The sequence below is a fragment of the Methanosarcina baltica genome (assembly GCF_055394095.1).
Window position 1 is genome coordinate 65,079 of record NZ_AP042463.1, and the last position, 17,852, is coordinate 82,930.

Below are 17,852 nucleotides of genomic sequence, written 5' to 3' on the forward strand. Positions count from 1 at the left end.
TTCCGAATCAGTTAAGAAATATCCAGGATCAGTCCAGAATTATCCAGGAATTTCCTTTTTTCCCCTCGAAGCGAGGGTCGGATTCCAGGGCCAGTTTATACTGTGCTTTTGCTTCCTCGTTTTTTCCCATTTTTTTGAGTAATTTTCCGTAACCATAAAGGCCGTCCTTATTCCCCGGGTCAAGGAAAAGGGCCTCCCTGTACTCCGCTCCGGCCTCTTCCAGACGGCCCGTTTTATTGAGCAGATGACCGTAATTACAGTGTATCTCCGGTTTATCGAAATTCAGGAACAGGGCTTTCATATATTCCCTTTCGGCTTCCGGATACCGGCCACATTCCGAGAGGAGGGTCGCGTAGTTGCAGTGAAGGCTGGCATCTTTCGGGGCCAGTTGCAGGGCTTTTTTGTATTCTGTTTCGGCTTCCCGGACTTTTCCTTCCCTGGAGAGGAGATTTGCGTAGTTGCAGTGGGCGGAAAGGTGGTAGGGGTCCAGAGCAAGCACTTTCCTGTAATGCTCTCCGGCTTCTTCAAAGCGGTTCTTCCCGGCGAGAAAAATTCCGTAATTGTAGTGAGTCCCTGTGTGCTCCGGATCCAAAGCAAGGGTTGCAAGATACTCGGCTTCGGCCTCTTCCGGTCGGCCGAGGTCAAGGAGCAGGTTCGCGTAGTTGGAATGAGCCGGGACATGGTCAGGGTCTGTCGCAAGCGCGGCCAGGTATTCCCTTTCGGCCTCCTCCGGCCGGTCCAGTTCGTCCAGGAGGTAGGCATAATTGCAGCGGGTGCTTACATGGGCCGGATCCAGAACAAGCACCCGGAGGTACTGGGCCTCGGCCTCCTCAAACCTTTCGAGGTCCGTGAGAAGAGAGCCATAATTGCAGAGGGCGGCAAGATGTTCCGGATACCGGGAAAGGAGCTTTCTGTATTCTTCTTCCGCTTCCTCCAGAAAACCCAGGAGATAGGCCATAGCTCCCGCAATAAAGCAGGCGTTGTCCCTGACCTCTTCCTGACCAAGCCTGGTACAGGCCTTTGCAAATACGTACTCTTCCCGGTACATGCCCTCTTTTTCGCAAACGGCCGCAAGCTCAAGAAAAAGTTCAGGAGGATAGGGGCCTTTTTCGCCAGCAAAATCAAGCACAAAATCAACCGCAGAACAGAGTTCGGCTTTACCCGGACCTGCCTTTTTAATTACAGAGGACACAAGTCCATCAACTGCATCAAGGTCCATAGTATCAAAACCTTCTAAAAAGGATTCTGACAGTCTGGCATAAATATCTATTTATATAGTTCTCAAGAAAATTAAGAGGTTTTTAAAATAAATGAGATATTCATAAAAAAATGATAATAAGGGGGAGAAAGCGGGAAAAAAATCTGCTGGAAAAGAATCTGCTGGAAATGAATCTACGAGAAAAGGGGCAGGGAGAAAAGAGCCCGGAAAAAAAATTAAAAATCTGCCCCCTTTTCAAGAAAGCCGGATCAAAAGAAAACCGGGAATGGATCAGAGACAATGGCTTTCGAATAATGTTTTTTGGCCTCTTCTACTCTTTCGAGTTTGAAAAGCAACATGCTGTAGCTGTAGCAGGCATATACGTTATCCGGTTCCTGGGCAAGGGCTTTCCTGTACTTATTCTCGGCTCTGGAATACAGGCCCAGCTTTTTCAACAGGTTCCCGTAGTTGCAGAGGGCCTGCACATGGCAGGGGTCAAGCTCCAGGGCTTCTTTAAAATGGGCCTCGGCTTCCCTGTGGTGCCCGAAATTGAAGAACAGCTGCCCGTAGTTGCAGTGGGTGTCCGCGTCTTTCGGGTCGAGCCTGAGAGCCAGCCTGTAGTGAGTGGAGGCCTCCTCGAACCTGCCGTACTCCGCAAGGAGGTTTGCGTAGTTGCAGTGAGCTTTTGTGTGGCCGGGGGACATTTTTAAGACTTCGAGGTAGTGTTCTTCGGCTTCCTCCGGTCTTTCGGCCTCTTTCAGGAACCCGGCGTAGTTGTAATGGGCGGCCACATGTTCGGGCACCAGTTCAAGTACTGTTTTGAAATGAGCCTCGGCCTCTTCCGGCCTGCCCAGTTCGAGCAGGAGGTTTGCGTAGTTGGAGTGGGTGTTTGCGTGGGCCGGGTCAAGGGCAAGCACCTTTTTAAATTCCTTTTCGGCCTCCCCGGATTTTCCAAGTCCATAGAAAAGGTTTCCGTAGTTGCAGTGGGTGCTCACATGTCCGGGGTCGAGAGCAAGGGCCCGGTCGTAGTTATCCTTTGCGTCAGCCACCTGCCCGAGTTCCGAGTAAACGATTCCCTCGTTACAGAGGGCATTGACATGTTCCGGGTCAAGCCTGAGCACTTCCTCAAATTCCTGCAGGGCCTGGAGCTTCCAGCCGATGAAATAAGCAAGCACCCCTGAGAGGAAATAGGCTTCAATTCGCATCGTCCCCTCCGCAAGGGCCGCACAGGTCTTCATGAAAATATACTCTTCCTTAAACATTTTCTTCGAGTCGCAGAGCTTTGCAAGATTAAGGAGGTAATCGGGAGTTATGCCGTTTTTCCCTGAAAACTCAACTGCAAAATCAACACCGGCACTCAAATCGTTTTCATCTGTCCTGACGCATTCAACAACGTCAAAGACAAGTTTGTTGATTATATCAAAATCCATAAAAACAGGTCTCCCAAAGTAATATGTCAAATAAAGTTTAATTGATGATTATATCAATCTCATAATAATTACAGTGTTGCAGACATATATACTTTTTTATGTGGGATTTGTGCATTTGAGAGGTTAAAACAAGCACAACAGACAAAAATTAATTATTTTCTGAACTGTCGTACTCTTCAACCGGGGCCTTCTCCCCTGAATGAGCTTTTTTACTTTTTAAGGCCCTGTATATAAAAAGCAGGATAAGGAAGAAAAGCAGAACCAGCAGGAAAAGCAGGACCATGTCCAGCATGGAATCATACGCGCTGTAAGGGATCTTTGGTCCGACACTCATATTATTTCACCTGTTAACATTATTTCAGAATAGTTCTCTATTTTGTTGGCTGTCCTATTTGTTGTTTTTGTTGAAAAAAGTCGCATCTAAATTTAGGGTCAGGAGTTTCGCATCCTCCTGATATTGTTTACTCCGGCCCTTAATAAAGTTTGTTTTGTCGTCTGCAAAGGCCGGGTCCGCTTTCCAGTCAATAACCCCTCCCTGCCTCCTCACGGAGTCATGTTAAACCATAGGTTTAACAGGAGTTTCTAATCTTCGATTAGAAACATCGAGGAAGGAGTCTTCTGCGACACGAGATAAATAGATATAGAGGGCAATGCCAGATGCTACAAAAAAGTCAATTAAATTGGAGTATTAATGGACAGCGTTGGATTTTTTATTTATGCCTTTATATCAATTTTTGTGATCGTAAACCCGTTGAGCGCAGTTGTTAGCTTCATATCCCTTACGAACAAAATGACATTTGACGAAAAAAACGATATCGCAAAAAAAGCCGTGGCTCTGGCCTGCGTGATGGCCCTTTTTTTCGCCTTTACGGGAAACTCTATCCTCCACCTCTTCAGCATAGACGTGGACTCCCTGAGGGTTGCGGGAGGAATCCTGCTTTTCACAATCGCTTTTGATATGATGCACGCCAGGGTTTCAAAGGAAAGCATTACGGAAGAAGAGATCTCAGAGTCGAGGGAAAGAGAGGATATCTGGATCTTTCCGATAGCTCTTCCCCTCCTTACAGGCCCGGGGACGATCAGCGCAGTTATCGTCCTCATGGGAAGTACACAGGGGATTGATCAAAAATTGATGGTCATCGTTTCCATCGTGCTAACCTTCATAATCTGCCTCTTCACCTTTCTCTTCTCAAGGAGAATCCACAAGCTGATAGGGTACAACGGGATGCTGGTCTTCACAAGGCTTATGGGCCTGTTCCTCGCAGCGATTGCCGTTGACCTTGTCGCCACGGGAGCTTTGAACATCTTCAAGGAGTTTATGGCCTGAAATCTATCTTTAAAATCTGAGTAAGTTATGGAAGTTTGACCCCGGGTATCTTGAGGGAGTTTCTGGCTTGAAACAGGCCTTTCCAGACCCCCTTTTTTCCTCAGGTCAATAACTATATATTGGTCCGGGCTCAGATTTTGACCGGTATGAGAAAGTTCGGCCCCCTCATAATAAAAACTTTCAAAAAATGGAGAGCGGCCAGCGGCCCTACTGATAGTGCGGCCCTTTCCTTTTACCTGATTCTCAGCCTCCCTTCACTTCTTTTATTTTTAATATCACTGGGCAGCGTGTTCTTAAAAAAGCAGGAAATCCAGACCATCATCTTAAGTTATGCCGGGCTTATTGTGAATGAGGATTTTATAACTATTTTAAATATATTTTTCAGGCAAATTCAGGAAACCCGTTCTCTAACCCTCGGGGTTCTGATCGGTTTTCTGTCTCTCCTCTGGAGTTCGGCCAGCCTCTTCAACAACCTGAAACAAATAATTGATAGGATGTGGGATGTTCCCGAAAAGAAAAAGGGCCCAATCCGCCGTTACGTTAAAAAGAACGTCAAGTCCATCGCCACGGTTTTCGTACTCGGGGGCCTTCTCCTGCTGGGGATCATGCTCGAACCGGTCGTGTACATCATTTTCGAAATTGTGCAACTTATCTTGCCTTTTTCTCCCGGAATCGCCCCTTACATCGGCTTTGCTGTAAACTTCCTGATTCTTGTACTTTTATTCATGCATATTTACAGAGTGTTGCCTGAAATCGACCTCGATTTCAAATCCGTCTTTGTGGGCTCTTTCCTGACGGTAACTTTTATAACTCTGGGTAAATACGTATTCAGGCTGTATCTTTCCTACAGCAGCATTACAAGCATTTTCGGGGCCATCGGCTCAATTCTTGCAATATTCCTGTGGATCTATTACTCCTCAATCATTGTCACATTCATGGTCATATTCACAAAATTTTATTCTGATGACAGGAGGCCGGAAATCGAATCTCCTGAATCTAAATCTCCGATCTGAATCCCCTATCTGAATCCCCTATCTGAATATCCGGAAACAAATTGTCCAAAATCTGAATTTCCAAAATTTGAATCCCCTGAGGCAAAATAATGATTACTCCCGCAGACCCTCTCTACTTAGCAGTTCTCCTCTTTACCGGCGCTTTCACGGGCCTCATATCCGGCCTTCTGGGAGTCGGAGGCGGTTTTATCATGTCTCCGATCCAGTACTGGCTCTTTCAGGCCGAAGGGCTGCCTCCAACGCTTGCGATAAGGCTGGCCTTCGGGACGAGCCTTGCCGTGATCCTCCCAAACGCCATCAGTGGGGTTCTCAAGCACCACAAAAACTCGTCCGTGCTCTGGAAAGAGGCCGGTCTTATAGGAATTTTCGCTCTGTTTTCCAGTTTCGGCGGAGCAGCCCTTGCGGCCCGGCTTTCGGCGGGTATCCTTAGCAAAATCTTCGGGCTGGTCGTGATACTCGGAGCTCTCAAGACTTACAGGACCCCTGCGGTCCGGCCCAAAAAGGGTGAAAATGCTCCGTCTCTCGTATCCGGCACTGCCGTTTATGCGGGCTGCGGGATCATTGTGGGGTTTTTATCCGGGCTTGTAGGAATTGGAGGAGGGGTGGTCTCAATTCCCCTCATGCTGGTCTTCCTGCGTTTCGGGATGCGAGAAGCTGTCGGGACCTCGGCCGCAATCATGCTTTTTACTTCGGCAGGAGGTACCCTGGGTTACGTCCTGAACGGTTGGGGAGAACCCGGCCTTCCTCCTTATTCCCTGGGTTACGTGAACCTTTTGAACCTGGGGCTCCTGGCTCTTCCGGGGATACTGGCAGCAAGGATTGGGGCAGGGCTTACCCACAGGGTCCGGCCCGAGGTCCTCAAGCACTTTTTTGTACTGCTCATGCTGTATATCGGGCTGAAAATGATCGGGGGGTTTTGAAAAAAAATTCGTGAGGTTTTCAAAATCCGTGGCTCTCAACGCCCGCTTGCGGGCGGCCTTCTTACAGATGATGCAAAAAAAAAGCATCTCCAAATGTCCCATACACCTTTTCTTATCCAAATTCAATTTGATTGAGACGTTTTTTGTGATTTTCAGCCAGTGAAAATTCGAATGTTGATTTTGTGGCATTCGTTCCTTACAAGTTTAGGGGTAAGTGTTGTTGTCTTCTATGTTTTGTCAAGAAAATACCGCTCGCAAGCGAGCGTGGACAGGCTCCACCTGAGATGGCCAGTTTCGGTTGCCCTGTCTTTTTGATCTGAATTCTTCAAGACGCCCCGATTTCCATGAATTTCCTTGGTCAAAAGACGCTCTAGCAAAAATATTGACAGTCCTATTTTAAACCACAGAAGGCACGGAAGCACACGGAAAAAAGAGTGAAAAAAGAAAGTAAAAAAGAGTGAAAAAAGAAAGTAAAAAAGAAAGTGAAAAAAGAAAGTGAAAAAAGAAAGTGAAAAAAAGGTTTAGAGCTGCACGTAGTGTGCAACATCTCCCAGGTCTTCCTCGATTCTGAGGAGCTGGTTGTACTTTGCTGTCCTCTCTCCCCGGGCCGGAGCGCCGGTCTTGATCATTTCGGCTCCGATTCCCACGGCAAGGTCCGCGATGGTAGTGTCTTCGGTCTCGGCGGAACGGTGGCTTACGACCACGGTGTAGCCGTTTCTGGCCGCCATGCTTGCCGCGTCAAAGGCCTCGGAGATGCTTCCGATCTGGTTGACCTTGAGGAGGAGAGCGTTTCCGGCCCCCATGTCAACTCCCCTGGAGAGCCTTTCTATGTTGGTTACGAAGAGGTCGTCTCCAATGATGATTGTGTCCCAGAGTTCATTTGTAAGGGCCTCGAAGTCCTCGAAGGCTTCTTCCTGGAAGGGGTCTTCAATGGAGAGGATAGGATAGGCGTCCACGAGTTCGACGTAGTAGTCCAGCAGTTCAGGAGGGGCCAGCTTCTTTCCATCGATTGAGTAAAAACCTTCCTCGTAAAACTCCGAAGCTGCGGCGTCCAGCCCGATAGTGACGTCGGATTCTGCGTATCCTGCGTTCTCGATTCCCTGGACCAAGGCGTCAAGAGCTTCCACGGTTTCGCTCATCCTGGGGGCGTACCCGCCTTCGTAACCCACATTGGTGGAGGAAGGACCATATTTTTCGTCAAGGAATTTCCCGAGAGCATGGTAGATCTCGGCTCCTATCTGCATGGCCTCGTAGAAAGTGCTTGCCCCTTTAGGCTGGATCATGAATTCCTGGATCGCAAGGTCATTTCCGGCGTGCTTGCCTCCGTTGAGGACATTCATGGTGGGGACAGGCAGGGTAAAGGCGTTTGAACCTCCGAAGTAACGATAGAGAGGCATGTTCAGAGAACTTGCCGCAGCTCTTGCGACTGCCATGGAAACCCCGAGGATAGCGTTTGCGCCGAGGTTCGATTTATTGTCTGTGCCATCGAGTTCGATCATCAGCTCATCGATTGCCCGCTGGCTGCGTACATCAATTCCAAGCAGTTCCTTCTGAATTATGGTGTTTACGTTCTTTACCGCGGTCAGGACACCTTTGCCCCCATACCTTTCAGCGTCCCCGTCCCGAAGTTCGAGAGCTTCGTTAGTACCCGTGGAGGCCCCGGAGGGAACACCCGCTCTTCCAAATCCCTTTTCGGTAAAAACATCAACTTCAACGGTAGGATTTCCTCTTGAATCCAGTATTTCTCTGGCATGTATTTTCTGGATCTGATACTCTCCGGAACCCTGCTGTAAACCAATATACGACATCATTTCACCCTTCCTAATATCTATATTATTAATACATATATTCTGTTACTTTAATCGAGCACATTTAGAGTACGTTAAGTTTCTGCCTGTAAGCTTAATCTTAACGTTTAAATGCGTGAACATGTATATAATTTTTCTAGTTATTCAGTTGAATATTTTTCCCTGATAAGAATAATTAAATGGTAAATATAAATTAAAAAAATCTAATTCAGGAAAATTCCATATTTAATAAGTTTAGCTCATAAGGACTTAGAACATCGTTACTTTTCAAATAATCTTGCCCACATGTCGATCAGCGCTTATAGAAAGAAAAGATCATTCTTAAAGCTTATCGTCAACTATCTCCCCTAAAATCGCAGGTTTTAGGGAGGGGTAATTCACATGGCAGAGTTGCCGCATTCCTGCGCCCCGCCTTCGCAAAACTCATGGTTAATTAGTATAAAGTGGGGATCCCTCAATTTTTTTCATTTTCAGTTCCAGTAAAGGTCTGAAATTGTATTTTCCCCGGACCTGCATGTCGATAATGTTTAAAAAATAATTATATCTACATAAATTATATAAACCTGAAAGTATTATTGAATTAAGATGACTGACGATTCTCCTGTTGCTTTGACCGAAAAAGAGTATTCAATCGTTGATATGCTCCAGTCCCTTGGCCTTCCGAGAACCGAATCTACGTCTCTTGTCTGCCTTAAGGATTGTAAGGAACTAAGGTCCCTTCATATCGAATTCGTCTCCGGACTCAGACAGCCTGAGGTGAGCGTGGCCATGCGCCCCCTGAAAGAAAAGGGATGGGTGCAGGAAAGATCCGAGAAGAAAAGTAAGGGAAAGGGAAGGCCCGTAAAGTATTATCAACTTATTGTACCGTTTCAGACTATTATAGAGGTCCTTGAAGATGAATATTTAAAAGAAAACAGAGAAAAACTGGCCGCAATCAGAAGACTCAGGGAACTTGGCGCTGTATTATAAGCTTAAGTTTAAGGAATTTTAATTTAGAATTCTTTCCTGAAAAACTGATTCATTTCCGAAAGGAACTCCTTTCATCTTTTATTTCGTATAAGGAGTTCTGACCTTCTTTTTTTCCTTCGTTTTGTATTTTTTTATAATAACGTCGTAACTTCTTTGATTAAGCTTAAACTACGAAAAGACTAAACGAAAAAATAGAATGAATATTTTTTCAACTCATTCAGCAGGATTCCCCTCCCTCAAAAACCTGAGTCGTCAGGCGAAGATTTTAGGGGGATGTAGTTGACTCAAAGTTCCCTGTCAAAGCTGATAGGTGCAAACCCCTGCTCCGGGTCCATGATTCGCCGGGCGGAAATGCCCTCTATTTCAAAAATAAATACTTCGGCGACCATAAACACTTCACTCTCGCCTCTGAGACAACCGAGTTTTACCGTATCTCCCCGACCTGCCCCGGTGTGCAGATGGAATTTAGGCTTTCCGTCTTCGAGAAACAGGTTCCCTATCCCGATGACTTCACGGGTCTCATCGAAGCCGAACCAGACTGGCTGAGGTGGCCTTACGTCTTCCTTCGGGCCAACCACAAGTTCACCTTTTTTAAGGGCCCCGAGCAGCACGAAAACGGCGGACTCGATCTTCTCAAGTTCTGCAAGTTTACCAAGTTCTCCGAGCAGGTCTTCCCCGTGATCTACCCTTACCGTAAAGACCCTTCCAATTTTTCCTTTGCTGTATTCCATTTTTTGTCCTCCTTTCCTGTTTTTTCGTTTCTTTTTTTCTATCCGAACCCTTACTGGCTAACGATTTTCCCGTCCACAACCCTGTCAACCCTGTCAGCTTTGAACGGCCAGCTTCCTCATTATGGGTGACCACTATGAACTACCCCCCTATAAATAAGGGGGCTTCCTGCTTTATCCCCCGGAGCAAACTCCACGAGTCCACAGGCTTGACCCCACGTTCCGCAGGGATTATGTTACTATTAAGGAATGAGTCAAATATAATATCAAGTATTTTTGTTTGCCATTTCTTAACCACGGAAAAACACGGAAGGACACGGAGTGCACAACCGGCCTGATGGCCGGTGAGTACGCCGGTCCTTTAAATAATAGATTCAAAGCCATTGTGGACAAAAAACCAGAACAATCTTAATTGGTGTCTTCCGGGATTCTTTTTCCGTGTGTTCCGTGTGTTCCGTGGTTTGAATGCACACACCAAATGTCTCAATCAACAAAAATACAACCTGTAGGGGTATAAAGTGATTTCCTACCTGAAAATATGAAGTTATTTTTCAGCCATTCCGAAGTTATTCTTTTTAAAATAATTTGATGCCCCTATACGGAAACGGGCGCCGGGACCAGGTCAGAAACCGGCACGTTTATTCCTCTTTTCCCGAAGAATTTCCCCTTCGAAAAGGCCTCTCAAAACTTACAAGGACCGCAGCCGCAAGGATAAAAACGCAGCCGAGGACCGTTCCCGTATAGAGCGGATTTTTCAGGATCGTGTAGTCGAAAAAGATTCCGAAGACCGGTTCAAGGAGGGCAAGAATGCTGCCGGGCCGGGCCCGGAGTCCGGAAAAGCCTTTCAGATGGAGCAGGATCGCGAAGGTTGCGGTAAGCCCCAGGAGGAAAAGGACGCTGAGGTTTTCAAAGAGCACGGGGAGAGGTGTGAAAAAGGCAAAGGGAAATGTGAGGATCAGGCCCAGGCCCGTGAGCCAGAAGGTCTTTGCAAGCCCCGTATAATCATCTTTGAGGTAGCGGATCGTCAGGATGACCCCGCTGAAGGAAAGCCCTGAGAGCAGACCGGCTGCCAGACCCAGGAAGGATGATGTGTCCCTTTCCGGACCCAGACCCGAGCCCAGACCTTCGATCAGGTTTTCCGGCCGGGCGACCAGCACAACCCCGACAAGGGCCAGAATAAGAGGCAGCGGGTTTTTGCTGCTGCTCTTTTCCCCAAGGACATGGGGAGCAAGAAAATTCACGTAGACCGGGGCCGTGTAGAGGAGCAGGACCGCAACGGACATGCCGCTTAACTGGATTGCCGTAAAATAAGCAAAGCCCGTAAAGGCGTTCAGGACAGCGAGCAGGACCAGGTACTTCCTGTATTTTCCCGGCCTTAGCTGCCCCAGGCCTCTGCTTAAGGAGAGGTAAAGCAAAAGGACACAGAGCCCGAAGAGCAACCTATAAAAAAGGATGGAACCCGCGGACATTTCCCGGATATGGTCCAGGAATATCCCGAATGTCCCGTAAATCATGCAGCCTATTATGACTTCGCTGTGAGATTTGAAAGGGCCGGCCTTCATAGGCAGAGTAGGAGGTTTTAATTATATATTAATATGGGGAAGTGTGGGCTTCGGAATAGGCCGTTTTTCCGGAATTGTTCAGCTTTCAAAAATTACTCAGTCTGTGGGAACTCCTTGATTTCCGGCCCATAAATAACAAAAAAATTAAGGATTGTCATTTGCGTTTTTAAACAGTTTGTGATACTATCCTCAACACTCAAAAGGCACCAGATATACTCCATCTTCTCTTTTTTGCCCTTTAAGGAGTTCACAGTGTCTCAGGAGAGCAAACTGATTATTTACCTCTTCGAGTGGGATATCGAGTTCTCTGGCAAGTTCCTCCGGCTTTGCCCCACCCCGGGAATGTATATAGTCGTACATTTTTTTCTGTAGTTCGGTAAGGCCTTCGCTCCCTTCCAGCCCGGCCTCTTTCCTGAAAATTTTCTTGGAACGCACAGCCCAGGGATCACAGGCTTTGATCTTATTATGGGCGGTTATATAGCATTCCTCGCAAAAATTCTGGCCCATTTCTTCGACACAGTCCTCTGCAGGCACTTCCCGGCCACATTTCTGGCATTTGATTACTTCGTTTGTTGTTTCTCCCATTATGTTCACCTTTTTATCAGAAATTCTTATTTCAGTCGAATACCCCGTAGCTTGCTGCGGGGATGGACACTTCCCCGGGAACCGTTGATGATAATGCTAATTCTCAATTCCACTTTTTGTTTGTTAAGTCCTGCTCGAACTAAACCGTATTATGTTTAATGTTCCCTTTTAAGGAATTTTCAGCGGTGGCGCGAACATACCCCGTCCTTTAGGGCGGGGTGGCCGCACGCAATTTGATTTCTCTCTATATTGTCTCGATCTCTTTTTTTTACTGATATAATATATAGTTTTTTAAAATATTTAATATAGATTCTCACATGTACTCAGTTTTTCCATAAATGAGGTTAATCGATCAAGCGAGTAAAAAAGGTATTCCCTGAATTTCCGGGGCTTTTCAAGCTCCTCTGCAATTAAGCTGGACTGTCTATTCCAGACTCAAGAATAGGGCTGTTTTGATCTCCCGGACAAGGGGCTTTGCATAAAACAGAATAAATATCATTTATATGTAGTTCAATTTGCTGTACAGTAAAATAGCACCATGCTGTTCTTTTTGATTCCCGGATGATGAATAAACCGGGCTTTGCCCATATAAGCCGTAGAATATCGATAAATTAAGTTAAAGAAAAATGACAAAAAGAAAAAAGTGATAGGGGCAAGAGCCCCCTTCTTTTCACATGCATACCCAAGTACTTAATAAAAAAAGTATACGTGTTTTCGGTATAAATAACTTTATCAATTCAGGCTAAAAATTCCTGAATAATCAGTTATTTTTCAATATGTATATTCAAACAAGTTCGGCCTTTATGATCTTGACTTCAGGATTTGGCCTGTCCTGTCTATCGGTCTTGACCTTTCCCATCTTTTCGACCACGTCCATGCCTTCAACAACTTTGCCGAAGACCGGGTGAGCTTTGTTGAGGTGGGTGTTGTTCACAAGGTTTATGAAGAACTGGCTACCCCCGGTGTTTGGCCCAGCATTTGCCATGGAGATTGTACCCTTGTCGTTTTTGTTGTTTTTTGTGAACTCGTCCCGGATTTTATAGCCGGGGCCACCCGTGCCTGTGCCTGTGGGATCTCCGCCCTGAATCATGAAGCCGGAGATTATCCTGTGACAGATTGTGCCATCATAAAAGCCCTCGCTCACAAGCTTTGCGAAGTTTCCGGCTGTTACCGGCATGTCGTTAAAGAGTTCGATTTTGATCTCGCCCATTGTGGTCTGCATAACTACTTTTTTACCTTTGTATTCTACCATTTTGACACCTCTATTTGTTATTATTTATTATGTTTCGTTTTTTTCGGTTAGTTTGTCTTTTGGCCTTCCGGACACTGCATGTCCATCTTAGCTGTGAACTACCCGCTAAATGGGAATTCCCTGCACCTAAAACTTTCGCCTCTCAGCTCAGCTTTTTGAAGAGGGATGCTTCAGGCGGAGCAGTCGGACTCTTTGATTTCTTCTCCGCCGCCTTAAAGGCGGAAAGGACGACAAATCCCCCTTTTCCCGTACCCGGCCGGGCCCTTTCAATTGATTTCATCTCTTCCGGGATGACGGATAGGGTCTGGCAGCTCTCAAGCCTCTCGAACCCGAGTTTCCGGAGCCAGGCCTCTACTTCGGCCGCAGCCAGAAAATTCATACCCGAAGAAAATCCGCTCCCCTTTTGTTTTGATTCATAGTACTGCCCGAGCGGGCTTTCCCTGTCAAGCATCCCGATTACGACCTGCCCCCCGGGTTTCAGGATTCTGGAAATCTCTTTAAAACTTTCGAGAGGGTCCCTGAAAAACGAAATTGTGGTAACGATAAGTACAAGGTCAAAAGTTTTCTTTTTGAATGGCAGGGCTTCGGCAACACCCAAAAAGACCTCGATTCCCCGTTTTTTCGCAAGCTCCAGCATGGGCCTGGCCGGGTCAAGCCCCTGCTCGATTCCCAGAGAGTCGGCAAACCTGCCAGTCCCGACTCCGATTTCCAGGGTATTCAGGCCTTTGAGGCTTTCGGGAAGGAACTTTTTCAGGGCCAGCAGTTCGGAGAAATAGGCCGGCCTGTTCCAGTCGTACCAGGCATCGTATTCCGCGGCGTGCTGTTCAAAGGTTTCTGTGGCCTCTTCGGTTTCTGAGGCTTTGGCTGTTTCGGAGGTTTGCATATGAGCACGACTGATTGCTTAATTAAAAATTAAAAGAGGAACATTTGCTTGAAACTGACCTCAATTAATATGGGGCCTGATAGTTAAAAATAGCTTCTAATTTTTGTTGACCCGGGGCAGGAAAAATGAGAAATCGGATTTTCAGAAGACCAGGGACTTTTTGTTGAATCGCTTTTCAATCCCGGCGCTCTCAACGGCCGACGGAGGAGGACGGCCGGTTCGAAATGAAAATGAAGACAAAGCACACTTCAAAAAAATCTGTCTGTGCTTTTGAGATCAATATTTTCCATTTCAGTCACGAAAAGGCCGGCCTTCGGCCGTTGAGTGCACCGGTCCTTTATATACTCAGATTCAAAACCTGCCCTGAATTCCTGAAAGCAAAATGGTAAAACCTGCCTGTAAAAAGGAGGGTTGAAATTAAGCCCCCTTCAAAGAACGGTTTCCTGCCTTGTTTTTACATTATATGACCTGTACTGGTCCGCCTTCTTGTCCTGCAGGTAGACATAATCATACTTTATGTCGTGGAGTTTGCTCCGGTATTCTTCCCGTGCCTCTTGCTGACATTCCTTGCAGGCGTAGATCGGGACCGAAAACCCGAAGATCTTTGTAGATCGGTGCCCGTGATTGCCCGTGGAGTCGATAGTCATGTAGCCGGGACATTTCGGGCACATCCTGACGCTTTCCTCCTGAGCCTCCTGGATCACCCGAATTCCGCTTCGGGAACACGGGTCTGTTTCGCTCGCTCCGCTCACTCAAGCAGACTGAAAAAGGGAACCGAGGGAGAGATCCCCTCAAAGAACGGTTTCCTGCCTTGTTTTTACATTATATGACCTGTACTGGTCCGCCTTCTTGTCCTGCAGGTAGACGTGATCATACTTGATGTCGTGGAGTTTGCTCCGGTATTCTTCCCGTGCCTCTTGCTGACATTCCTTGCAGGCGTAGATCGGGACCGAAACCCCGAAGATCTTTGTAGATCGGTGCCCGTGATTGCCCGTGGAGTCGATAGTCATGTAGCCGGGGCATTTCGGGCACATCCTGACACTTTCTTCCTGGAACTCCTGGATCATATCGGTATCATAAAAGATGTTCTTATTGTGCCGGTAGAAGTCCCCGTATCTTGCAAAGGCTTCTTCTGTCAGGAAGTCCCGGTTGGCCCAGTTTTCAAGCTGGGTTGAAATGATTTCGTCAAGCACCCTCCGGTCCCTTGAAGCCTGCACGAACATGCCTGGGGTGAAGTCCGGTTCAAGGACGTGGGAATAGTCAAGGCCCGCCATGGCCAGGATTATCCCTGTGTTTACGTAGGGAAGGGCGCTCTCGATTGCGTATCCCCCTTCCAGGACTGCGATGTCCGGGGCAAGTTTTTCGTTCAGTTTCGCATAGCCCTGAACCGAGAAGCGCATGTTCGCGAGGGGGTCGGTGTAGTGGTTGTCCTGGCCTGCGGAGTTCATGATGAGCTCGGGCTGGAAGTCTTTCAGGATTGGAAGTACCAGCTCGTCCAGGACGTGGTGGATGCCCTCGTCCGGAGTGGCCGGGGGAAGCGGGATGTTGATCGTCCTTGCAAGGGCTTTCGGCCCTCCGAGTTCGTTCATGAAGCCCGTACCCGGAAAAAGCGTCCTCCCGTCCTGGTGAAAGGATATGAAGAGCACGTCCGGGTCATGGTAGAAGATTTCCTGCGTCCCGTCCCCGTGGTGGACGTCGGTGTCCACGATGGCGATTTTCCGTATCCCGTACTTACTTCTCAGGTACTCGACCAGAATGGCCTCGTTGTTTATATTGCAGAACCCCCGGTTCCCGTGGGCCACCCGCATGGAATGGTGCCCCGGGGGCCTGGTAATGGAAAAAGCATTTTTTATTTCCCCGGCCATCAGGGCATCGGCCAGGACCAGCCCGCTTCCTGCGGAAATCAGGTGCGGGGTAGTGGCCTGCGCCGGGACGTCCGGGACGCAAAAGTGGACCCTGGCAATGTCTTTATACTCCGCAAGCCTGGGCTTGTACTCCGCAATCTCCGGCAGGTCCATCAGGCCCTCCTCGAAAATCTGGTCCCGCGTATAGAGGAGGCGTTCTTCCCTTTCCGGGTGGGTCGGAGAAATTGCCCAGTCAAAGGCCGGGAAAAAAATCAGACCGGTTTTCCCTGCCTCATTTCCTTCTTTCCCTCTTTCCTTTCCCGCTTCCCGGAGCCTGAACATCCTGGCCTGCCTCTTTGGCTTTTCCACGGAGGTCTCGTTTTCCATTCCGCTTTTTTCTGCCGCTCTTCCTGCCTTCATACCCATTATCTCCTTTGTTCCAGTCTTTCCTGCCTCTTCCACCTGTTCCACTGCTTTAACTTCAGGTTTTCTCTTTTCTTCTGCTCCCCCAGGCCCGCCTTTCAGAGCCTCCTTAATTTTCCCTAGCCTGAACTTCATGCCTGTCCACCCCGCTTCCATTCCGGGATCAGCCCTGCCGGGATCTGCATACTCACATCAAAGAGCCGGCCCACCGTGGACCAGCTCCGGATCATATTGAAGACCTCGCTCCTGGTAAGCTCGGCTTCACCCGCATACTCGGAAATCCCGAAATTTTTGGCCCTGGCTCTGAGGAGCTCCGCCGCAAGGGCCTCGACTTCCCCGGAACGCATATTGTTTATGTTTTTTATGCCGGTTGTGTAGAGCTTGACAATGTCCCCTTCCTCGGCCACCGAATACTCTTTTCTTTCAGTGTCCACATGCAGGTTCAGGGTAAGGGTAGGCCTGGCAACCGCAGCTCCTATGGCGTTTCCGACTTCCGCGTGTTCCGGGACCAGAGCTACAGCTCCGAGCTTTTCGGCAACCCTTTCGATCAGGCCCCTTGCTCCGCCTCCGATCCCGACAACGTTTTTAGGCATTGCCTTCTTCTCCTGCAAAACCTCCCAGATGCGATATGCGGGTTCCTGCTCCCACTCCAGAAACATCTCCCGGACGGCAGTTGCTACGAGTCCCGCGGCCGTGTCCAGAATGAGCTCTGCGGTCTCCTTTTCCGCCATTTCGAGCCTGGAGGCCACCCCGGCAACCGCTTCCTTTGCAAGGGCCAGGTCTCCGATTTTACTCAGGCCAAGCACCCGGAGGGCATCGGTCGGGGTGGTTTCCGGCCCCCCCTGGCAGTATGCCGGGCCTGCCCTGTCGGGTCCTACGCTTATTTTCTTCTGTGTTTCTCCGGTTTCGGTTTCGGTTTCGGTCCCTGTCCCGGTTTCCACGATTCGGACGGCACTGTCTCCTCCCACTGGAAGAGAGCGGACCGCAAAAGCCCGGATGTGGGTGAGGTAGGGGGGGAGTTTTGCGCCTTTCGAAGCCATAAGGGGTTTTCCGGAAAGGATAAGGGCCAGGTCTGTCGTGGTCCCCCCGATGTCCGCGACCACCGAACTTTCCCCTTCGGGAGTAAGAGCAAGGGCCCCCATGGTGCTTGCCGCGGGGCCTGAAAAGATTGTCTCGACCGGAAGTGAGGTGGACTTTTCCAGAGGCAGGGTCCCCCCATCGGCTTTCAGGATGTAAACGGGAGCTTTTATTTTACGCTCCGTAAGGGCCTGCAAAATTTCGGAGACAAAGGCCTGGTACTGCTCTTTTGTTGCGGCCGCAAGCATTGTTGTCGCAATACGCCTTGGAAAATTCAGTTTCCCGCTGACCCTGTGCCCGAGTTCCACCTTTGAGCCCGGAAGTGCCTCTTCAATAAGTTCCCTGACCCGCAGTTCCTGGACCGGGTTGCGCTGGCAGAATTTGGAGACCACAGCAACTCTCGATATTCCCTCTTCTCTTATGCGGGCCGCCGTCTCCTTAACCTCTTTTTCGTCAAGGGCCTGAATTTCCCGGCCCCGGTAGTCCACGGCCCCTTTCAGGACAAAACTGTTCGGAAAATTATAGCCGGAGGGGTTCATGCCAAGGCCCGGGATGAGCAGGAGAGCTACGGGTTTGGTCTTGCCCTCGGCAATAAGGTTGGTTATTACGGTTGTGCTGAAAACAACCCTTTTGAGCTTTTCTGGAGAAACGTCCTGGCTGACCGCGTCCAGGGCGGAAAGCAGGGATTTCAAAAGGTTCCGGGGTCCCCCCCCTCCGGACGGGACCTTTGCACTGCTCTTTACTATTCCATCATGGATGAGCACCGCATCGGTGGTAGTGCCCCCAACATCAATTCCTATTAACATTCAAGATTCGCCTGTCCTCATTTGGAT

The 17,852-nt window shown here is 48.5% G+C and carries 16 protein-coding genes; 4 read left to right on the plus strand and 12 right to left on the minus strand.

The window, feature by feature from the left end:
- Positions 1-28 precede the first annotated feature (28 nt).
- The 3 genes from ACZ5QV_RS00585 to ACZ5QV_RS00595 form a co-directional block, all read right to left on the minus strand.
- Positions 29-1,219 carry a tetratricopeptide repeat protein gene (locus ACZ5QV_RS00585; RefSeq protein WP_464600755.1) on the minus strand — a complete coding sequence of 397 codons (1,191 nt, stop codon included), beginning with the start codon at positions 1,217-1,219 and terminating at the stop codon, positions 29-31.
- A 248-nt stretch (positions 1,220-1,467) separates the two neighbouring features.
- Positions 1,468-2,628 (minus strand): tetratricopeptide repeat protein, encoded by a 1,161-nt coding sequence (locus tag ACZ5QV_RS00590; protein ID WP_464600756.1) that lies wholly within the window; start codon positions 2,626-2,628, stop codon positions 1,468-1,470.
- A 148-nt stretch (positions 2,629-2,776) separates the two neighbouring features.
- A complete protein-coding gene (locus tag ACZ5QV_RS00595) occupies positions 2,777-2,962 on the minus strand; it encodes a hypothetical protein (protein WP_464600757.1) in 186 nt (61 codons plus the stop codon).
- A gap of 357 nt (positions 2,963-3,319) precedes the next feature.
- Between ACZ5QV_RS00595 and ACZ5QV_RS00600 the strand changes: the two genes are divergently transcribed.
- The 3 genes from ACZ5QV_RS00600 to ACZ5QV_RS00610 all read left to right on the plus strand — a co-directional run bounded on the left by ACZ5QV_RS00600 (position 3,320) and on the right by ACZ5QV_RS00610 (position 5,888).
- Positions 3,320-3,955, plus strand: a complete 636-nt coding sequence (locus tag ACZ5QV_RS00600; RefSeq protein ID WP_464600758.1) for a MarC family protein — start codon at positions 3,320-3,322, stop codon at positions 3,953-3,955.
- A 146-nt stretch (positions 3,956-4,101) separates the two neighbouring features.
- Positions 4,102-4,968: a YihY/virulence factor BrkB family protein gene (locus ACZ5QV_RS00605; protein WP_464600759.1), complete on the plus strand. Its 867-nt coding sequence runs from the start codon at positions 4,102-4,104 to the stop codon at positions 4,966-4,968.
- Positions 4,969-5,057: 89 nt separating this feature from the next.
- Positions 5,058-5,888 carry a sulfite exporter TauE/SafE family protein gene (locus ACZ5QV_RS00610; RefSeq protein WP_464600760.1) on the plus strand — a complete coding sequence of 277 codons (831 nt, stop codon included), beginning with the start codon at positions 5,058-5,060 and terminating at the stop codon, positions 5,886-5,888.
- A 521-nt stretch (positions 5,889-6,409) separates the two neighbouring features.
- Here ACZ5QV_RS00610 and eno read toward each other — a convergent pair.
- The gene (eno, locus tag ACZ5QV_RS00615) at positions 6,410-7,696 is read right to left on the minus strand and encodes a phosphopyruvate hydratase (RefSeq protein ID WP_464602130.1); all 1,287 of its coding nucleotides are present in this window, start codon (positions 7,694-7,696) and stop codon (positions 6,410-6,412) included.
- Positions 7,697-8,305: 609 nt separating this feature from the next.
- On the opposite strand from eno, the gene ACZ5QV_RS00620 reads away from it, so the two are divergent.
- Positions 8,306-8,665 (plus strand): transcriptional regulator, encoded by a 360-nt coding sequence (locus ACZ5QV_RS00620; protein WP_464600761.1) that lies wholly within the window; start codon positions 8,306-8,308, stop codon positions 8,663-8,665.
- A gap of 284 nt (positions 8,666-8,949) precedes the next feature.
- On the opposite strand, the gene ACZ5QV_RS00625 is transcribed toward ACZ5QV_RS00620, so the two are convergent.
- From ACZ5QV_RS00625 to ACZ5QV_RS00660, 8 genes are all read right to left on the minus strand, one after another.
- Positions 8,950-9,396 carry a PPC domain-containing DNA-binding protein gene (locus ACZ5QV_RS00625; RefSeq protein ID WP_464600762.1) on the minus strand — a complete coding sequence of 149 codons (447 nt, stop codon included), beginning with the start codon at positions 9,394-9,396 and terminating at the stop codon, positions 8,950-8,952.
- A 635-nt stretch (positions 9,397-10,031) separates the two neighbouring features.
- Positions 10,032-10,955 carry a DMT family transporter gene (locus ACZ5QV_RS00630; protein WP_464600763.1) on the minus strand — a complete coding sequence of 308 codons (924 nt, stop codon included), beginning with the start codon at positions 10,953-10,955 and terminating at the stop codon, positions 10,032-10,034.
- 189 nt (positions 10,956-11,144) lie between these two features.
- Positions 11,145-11,540, minus strand: a complete 396-nt coding sequence (locus ACZ5QV_RS00635; protein ID WP_464600764.1) for a hypothetical protein — start codon at positions 11,538-11,540, stop codon at positions 11,145-11,147.
- A 784-nt stretch (positions 11,541-12,324) separates the two neighbouring features.
- Complete coding sequence (locus ACZ5QV_RS00640) at positions 12,325-12,792, minus strand: peptidylprolyl isomerase (protein ID WP_464600765.1); 468 nt, start codon at positions 12,790-12,792, stop codon at positions 12,325-12,327.
- A 142-nt stretch (positions 12,793-12,934) separates the two neighbouring features.
- Entirely contained in the window at positions 12,935-13,675 is a 741-nt protein-coding gene (locus ACZ5QV_RS00645) for a class I SAM-dependent methyltransferase (RefSeq protein ID WP_464600766.1), read from the minus strand.
- A 428-nt stretch (positions 13,676-14,103) separates the two neighbouring features.
- Positions 14,104-14,427 carry a hypothetical protein gene (locus ACZ5QV_RS00650; RefSeq protein ID WP_464600767.1) on the minus strand — a complete coding sequence of 108 codons (324 nt, stop codon included), beginning with the start codon at positions 14,425-14,427 and terminating at the stop codon, positions 14,104-14,106.
- Positions 14,428-14,466: 39 nt separating this feature from the next.
- Entirely contained in the window at positions 14,467-16,077 is a 1,611-nt protein-coding gene (locus ACZ5QV_RS00655; protein WP_464600768.1) for a histone deacetylase family protein, read from the minus strand.
- On the minus strand, positions 16,074-17,825 hold the full coding sequence (locus tag ACZ5QV_RS00660) for a hydantoinase/oxoprolinase family protein (protein WP_464600769.1): 1,752 nt from the start codon (positions 17,823-17,825) through the stop codon (positions 16,074-16,076). The genes ACZ5QV_RS00655 and ACZ5QV_RS00660 overlap by 4 nt, the downstream gene beginning before the upstream one ends.
- Positions 17,826-17,852: the final 27 nt, after the last annotated feature.